The sequence below is a fragment of the Legionella tunisiensis genome (assembly GCF_000308315.1).
Taxonomy (GTDB): domain Bacteria; phylum Pseudomonadota; class Gammaproteobacteria; order Legionellales; family Legionellaceae; genus Tatlockia; species Tatlockia tunisiensis.
The window spans coordinates 1-5,681 of sequence record NZ_CALJ01000087.1 but is presented as its reverse complement, the minus strand read 5'-3'; the positions used below and the strand labels follow the sequence as shown (position 1 = coordinate 5,681).

Genomic DNA, 5,681 nt, shown 5'->3' with positions numbered 1-5,681 from the left:
ACTGGAAAAAGCAAAAAGAATCTGGCAAGAATTGTACGGGATATCTGCCAGGCTTTTCATGATGTCTTTACGTTGGCTGCAGAAATTGAAATTAAACAAGCGCAATTATTGAAAGCCCGCCAAGATTTCAAACATCGCTATGCCGTCATTCATGCAAAAGGGGTATCCTTGGAAGATTATCAACATGCCGTTGATGATTTGAAAGCAAGTTTTGCCGCATTAAAAAGCACAAAAAGTCAGTATCAAAGAGCCTTGGCTTTTGTGCAAGGGACTACCATTACCGCTCATCCCCTTGTGTTGGAAGCTGCCCAACAGGTACGTGATACCTGGGTACAACTTTATCGCTGTAAAATCTATGCCCCCGTGGATGGACTTGTCGCACAACGGCGAATTCAGGTAGGGATGAGGGCTTTAAAACGTACGCTGTTATTGAGTATTATCCCTCTTGATCAAATCTGGGTAAATGCAAATTTTAAAGAGACCCAAGTTAAAAAAATGCGTATTGGCCAAAAAGCCAGAATTATCTCCGATCTTTATGGCAGCTCCGTTGTTTTTCATGGGAAAATTGTTGGTTTACCAGGTGCTGCAGGTAACGCATTCTCACTATTACCGCCAGAAAACCTCTCTGGCAACTGGATTAAGATAGTCCAACGTTTACCAGTGCGTATCAAACTGGATCCTAATGAATTAAAAAAATCCGCTTCGTATTGGTTTATCATTGGAAGTCACTGTTGATATTTCTGATCAAAGCGGTCTGTTAGTACCGACTTCATCTGAAGGGGCCCCACACTACACAACCAATATATTCAAAAAAGAAGAACTAGGTGTTCAGAAATTGATTACTCATATTATCACCAATAATTTAGATCCCAAGCTTAAAGCTTACGCACAAACACCTCTCACTCTTCAAGAGGTAGCTCTTGGCGAGGTACCCCCTAAATGATCTTCTACGTTTTGCTTCTCTCGTTAGCAATTGTTATTTTTAATCTTACTCTGCCAATGATGGCGGGTCTTTATATCGTCAGTGATCTCGGTGGCAATGCCTATTTAGCACCGTATGGAGTTAGTTTCTTTTGCCTCGGTAATGTATTGGGTGTCCCTCTAGGTAAACCCTGGATTACCCGTTTGAGTGCGCTTCAACTCTATGTCCTGTGTTTATGCCTCATGCTCATCTTTTCTTGGCAATGTGTTGTTGCCAGCAATTATTTTAATTTCATTTTGTTTCGCTTTTTGGAAGGTTTTGCATCTGGACCGCTTTTTCTATTAATCACTATGTCTCTGATCCCGCTACTGGCACCAGAAAAAAACCTGAATTTGTTATGCCACTCCTTTTAACCTGTTTTGCTATTACTCCAGTACTTGGTGCTTGTTGGGGTGGCTGGGTCGCATTTAATTATCATTGGCAAGCATTGTTTGTACCCAATATTCCTATCTGTGCTTTTTAATTGTCTATGTCGGTTACGGCTTTAGGAAATTTCATAAACCACCTGAGAAGGTACTTTTTGACAAGGCGGGATATTTCTTTTATTGCATTAGTCTATTTTTATTGGCACAGCTTTAATTCTGGGACAAGAACTCGATTGGTTTCGCTCCTCATTAATTACGTTCATGCTCATCGCGGGTGGAATAATTTTCTTTATTTCATTCTGCGTAGTCTTTCGTTCCCTTATCCCATCGTTGAGTTCAGGCTATTCAAACACCTCTATTTTTGCTTTGCTTTATTAAATGTCGCCCTTCTGTTTTCCGCCTATTTTGGTATGGTCATTCTCTTATCACTATGGTTGAAACTCTACGTCAATTATACCCCTGACTGGATTATCTTGTTGATAGGTACAATGGCGCTTGGAGCATGGATTCCAATATTTTTAAACTACAAGCGTTTTGATGCACGAGTTCCACTTGCAACCGCTTTGCTTTTTTTGCTATTTCTTGTTTTTATACTGCTACGTTCAATGTGGAGATTAATTTTGGCAGAATTGCTGTTTCGCGGCTTTTGGCAGGACTTGGACTCGCCCTCTTTTTGCCACCACTTTTCCGCATGTCTGTAACTATCTACCCTCAAGAGCAGGCGGCTGAGCGGATCAACGTGTTTCACATTGTGCGTTTGCTTGGTAGTGCCTTAGGCGCAAGCTTATATATTATTTTATGGCAGCGTCGACAAGTATTCTATCATCTACGCTTAGGCAGCCTACTCACGCCTCTTGCCCCACCTACGCAACAATTTTTTGAGCGAGCAGAACAGTTTCATCTGTCAGGAGAAAAAGCATTGGCTAAATTAAACTCTCTGCTCGATCGACAAGCTACTGCCTTAGCCTTAGACGATTGTTTTTACTTAATGGGGTGGATGATGGTTTTTTACTGCTGCTTTTAATCCTTTCTTTTGTATTTCGCCCCTACTTGCCTTTTGCAAAGGAGAGGAAACGGGAAGAAAAACTACTACCAAGTACCTCTTGACCTTAGGTTAGCTTAAAGCGCAACGAACACCGAAAACCTAGAAAGAGGCTGTTCAGCTTTCGCTAGCTTGAGTGCTTCAGGCTTGATTTTCGAGCAGCGCAGCATACATGCAAGTATGTGAGCAGCGAAGCACAGAAAATCAAACCTGAAGCGCCAAGATAGTAGAAAGATCAACAGCCTCTAATCGACGACTGGACCTGCAACAATGATATCAATTACCGGCTCACCACAGTTCTTGGCAATTTCGGTACGCATTATTGAATGAAGGTGGATAATTTCATGCCAATCATTACCTTTGGGAGAAACAGGTTTGCCAACAACCACTTTGATCTTCCCCGGCTTGGCCAGTACATTCTCACCCCGTAAAATTGAGCGTGTTCCCTGCAAGGAAACTGGACACAGCGGTGTGCTGGTTTCGGCTGCAATGATAAAAGCACCTAATTTAAAAGGCCGTAATCCTGTCGCATAGGTAAACGTTCCTTCAGGAAAAATAACAATAGATTGTCCTTGTCGCAGGACTGTTTCAATCAGGCTTTTATTTTCCATACTCTTAGTAAAATCCATTCGATCAACAGTTGGGTAATTCAATTTTTTAATAAAACTGCTAATGATAGGTACTTTTAATAATTCTCTTTTCGCCACGATCGCAATATTTGTCGGCAAAACTGCCACTAAAGCAAGCGCATCTGCATAGCTGGCATGATTAGCAACATAAATCACTGAATCCTGAGCGTTCAAGTTGTTTTTCCCTTCGACAGTAACCGGGCAAAAACTTAGTCTGAAAAAGAGGCGAGCAAAAAATTGTACCATTTTAGCGGTATTTGGGGGTGAAAAAAGCAGCAAAAGCAACCACATGATTGGCAAAATAATCACTAATAAAATAGCTACGTAGAGACTGTATATCAATCGCCCCAAATAACAGAACCAGCTATAAATTTTTTACCCGCGCTGATACAAGCTAATTTTATCAACTGCAACTTGACTGGCAATTGCTGCTTGCTTAATTTGCCTTCAATATAAGCCTGCTTACAGGCAGAGCGCTGAAGTTTTCCACTTGAAGTTTTTGGAACAGTTCTTGGCGAAACCAAGATGACTATATCAGGCGGTACGCCTAATTCCATTGCCATCTTTTCAATAATTTCTGCACGAATAGCTTGTTGTTTTGTTTTTACCAATTCATACGTTTCCGCAACTATGACCAATTTTTCAGTACCGGTGCTCGAATCACTGATGCCAAACGCTACAGAACAACCTTTCCGAATACTACTTATCTGATTGAGTATTTCCTCTATCTCTTCCGGATAAATATTACGACCTGCTTTAATAATTAGGTCTTTTTTGCGTCCAGTGATAAACAATTCTTTATCCGCCAAATATCCCAAAATCCCCTGTATCCCACCAGCCATCCCTGAAGGCTTTTTGGGTTGCTTGCGGATTATTATAATAACCCTGCATGGCGGAGGGACCTTTGAATTGTATATTTCCCACTATCCTTTCAGGTAATTCAGCGCCTTTATCATTCACAATACGTATTCCATGCTCGGCTAAAACCTCGCCACACCCCACGTACTCAACAGTGTCCCCTCCTTTCAATGCTGGGATCGCTTTATTTCTTTTTCAAACCATTCACGTTGAATTTTATCGATTCGAGGCTCGCGTTTTTGGCTGGGAAAAGTTAATCCTACTGTAGCTTCCGCTAACCCATATACAGGAGCAAACGATTCAAGTTTAAAGCCATGGGGAGAAAATTTCTTGGCGAAACGCTCGAGGGTTTTGGGATTGATTGCTTCAGCACCATTAAACGCGTACTGCCATGAGCTTAAATCTAATCCCTCAATATCGCTTGGATTAATCTTTTTAACGCATAATTCATAGGCAAAATTGGGGCCGCCAGATATTGTTGCGCGATGATAATGTATCGTCCACAACCAGCGTTCTGGACGGGTCAAAAATGTCAGCGGAGAAAGAATAGTGACTGGAATTCCAAAATAAAGACTACCAAGCCAACTCATCAAGCCCATATCATGATAAAGAGGCAGCCAACTTACACTGACATCCGTTGGTTTTATGCCAATTGCTTTTTCTATCGCTCGAATATTCGCCAGCATATTTCTATGAGTCAAGGTAACTCCTTTAGGTTCTCCCGTACTGCCTGACGTATATTGAATTAAAATAATATCATCCGGTTCTATAGCAACAGTAGGTAATGTGCCAGTAGATGCTTGTAAGTTTTTTACAGTAATAGCTTTAGTCAGACTAGGGACAAAGGTTTGTAACATATTACTGAGAACTTCAGCGGCAGCAAACGTAACTAATAGACGAGCTTGTGCATTACGTAGAATACCTACCTCACGCTTGGCATATTCTTCAATACGATCAGCACGAAAAGGTGGATAAATGGGGACAGGGATAGCTCCCGCGAGTATCACTCCACAAAAAGTATAAAAAATGCCTCACTGGTGGGTAACATAATCGCTACAGTTTCGCCCGGTTGGATACCACGTTGATACAAGCCTCTTGCTATAGCCTCTGCTTCCTTAACCAATTGTCCATAATAAATGATTTGTTCATTGCCATGTTCATCTTGTAAATAAATATGCGGGCGTTTGGGTTCTTTCTCTGCGTAAGCATAAAGCACCTCATAAAGTGAGGAGGTGATAGTCAAGTCGAGTGTTTTTGATTCAAGTACAGGTGAAAATTGCTGATTTTGAGTTCGCAATAACGTATTAATATTGCCATGTTTAATCATTTTTATTAAATCACGGAGCGTCACTGCTTCCATTATTGCATTGTCAGGTAAATGAACAAAAAATGCTTGTTCTATACGGTGAAAAAGTTCTACCTTTCCCAGACTATCAATACCTAACTCGCGTTCCAAAGAAGCATCCAAGGTAATAGCCTGAAGTGCTCGCTCTGCCTGAAGTTCACTTAAGAACCCACGAGTAATGGCCAATAATTGCAGTTCAATTCCATTATTTGCATTCATGAAATTTGCCGGCCCCCTTATTCAACTTAAAAGAGCTTCAACAAACCCAGTCCAGTCTATTTGGAGCTAAAGTTTCTCTATTTTTCAGACAATAATTCGTTTATTAAGAAATCGTTGCCCTTTGTTTGAGTATAGTTGACTGCTATTCATTTAATTATCAAAGCATCATGATACGGTCTAAAATAAATAGGTAGAAGTACCAATAATTTCAACTAAATTAGGAAGCCACATCATGACATAT

General features: G+C 40.9%; 8 protein-coding genes and 1 pseudogene. 5 read left to right on the top strand and 4 right to left on the bottom strand.

Translation table 11 applies throughout. The features are described 5' to 3' along the window. The 5 genes from BN58_RS22780 to BN58_RS33205 form a co-directional block, all read left to right on the top strand. A partial coding sequence (locus tag BN58_RS22780; RefSeq protein ID WP_232220407.1) for an HlyD family secretion protein occupies positions 1 to 735 on the top strand: 735 nt, incomplete at its 5' end. After that, positions 719 to 943 (top strand): hypothetical protein, encoded by a 225-nt coding sequence (locus tag BN58_RS33215; protein WP_019216155.1) that lies wholly within the window; start codon positions 719 to 721, stop codon positions 941 to 943. The genes BN58_RS22780 and BN58_RS33215, both read left to right, overlap by 17 nt. Continuing rightward, the gene (locus tag BN58_RS33210; RefSeq protein WP_019216154.1) at positions 940 to 1,335 is read left to right on the top strand and encodes an MFS transporter; all 396 of its coding nucleotides are present in this window, start codon (positions 940 to 942) and stop codon (positions 1,333 to 1,335) included. Before BN58_RS33215 ends, BN58_RS33210 begins: the two co-directional genes overlap by 4 nt. After that, positions 1,320 to 1,445 carry a hypothetical protein gene (locus tag BN58_RS35875; protein WP_019216153.1) on the top strand — a complete coding sequence of 42 codons (126 nt, stop codon included), beginning with the start codon at positions 1,320 to 1,322 and terminating at the stop codon, positions 1,443 to 1,445. Before BN58_RS33210 ends, BN58_RS35875 begins: the two co-directional genes overlap by 16 nt. 548 nt (positions 1,446 to 1,993) lie before the next feature. Continuing rightward, on the top strand, positions 1,994 to 2,371 hold the full coding sequence (locus BN58_RS33205) for a hypothetical protein (RefSeq protein WP_232220406.1): 378 nt from the start codon (positions 1,994 to 1,996) through the stop codon (positions 2,369 to 2,371). A 263-nt stretch (positions 2,372 to 2,634) separates the two neighbouring features. Here BN58_RS33205 and BN58_RS30655 read toward each other — a convergent pair whose 3' ends face one another. The 4 genes and pseudogenes from BN58_RS30655 to BN58_RS33200 all read right to left on the bottom strand — a co-directional run bounded on the left by BN58_RS30655 (position 2,635) and on the right by BN58_RS33200 (position 5,440). Continuing rightward, the gene (locus BN58_RS30655) at positions 2,635 to 3,369 is read right to left on the bottom strand and encodes a lysophospholipid acyltransferase family protein (RefSeq protein ID WP_156812404.1); all 735 of its coding nucleotides are present in this window, start codon (positions 3,367 to 3,369) and stop codon (positions 2,635 to 2,637) included. Then, positions 3,357 to 3,860 (bottom strand): acyl-CoA synthetase family protein, encoded by a 504-nt coding sequence (locus BN58_RS30650; protein ID WP_156812403.1) that lies wholly within the window; start codon positions 3,858 to 3,860, stop codon positions 3,357 to 3,359. The genes BN58_RS30655 and BN58_RS30650 overlap by 13 nt, the downstream gene beginning before the upstream one ends. Beyond that, a complete protein-coding gene (locus tag BN58_RS35870; protein WP_019216149.1) occupies positions 3,817 to 4,047 on the bottom strand; it encodes an AMP-binding protein in 231 nt (76 codons plus the stop codon). The genes BN58_RS30650 and BN58_RS35870 overlap by 44 nt, the downstream gene beginning before the upstream one ends. After that, a pseudogene (locus BN58_RS33200) lies at positions 4,044 to 5,440 on the bottom strand (AMP-binding protein). Before BN58_RS33200 ends, BN58_RS35870 begins: the two are co-directional and overlap by 4 nt. Positions 5,441 to 5,681: the final 241 nt, after the last annotated feature.

Coding starts and splice junctions, on each gene's coding strand:
- BN58_RS33210 (WP_019216154.1), top strand. CDS start 940: ATGATCTTCTACGTTTTGCTTCTCTCGTTAGCAATTGTTATTTTTAAT.
- BN58_RS35875 (WP_019216153.1), top strand. CDS start 1,320: ATGCCACTCCTTTTAACCTGTTTTGCTATTACTCCAGTACTTGGTGCT.
- BN58_RS30650 (WP_156812403.1), bottom strand. CDS start 3,860: ATGGCTGGTGGGATACAGGGGATTTTGGGATATTTGGCGGATAAAGAA.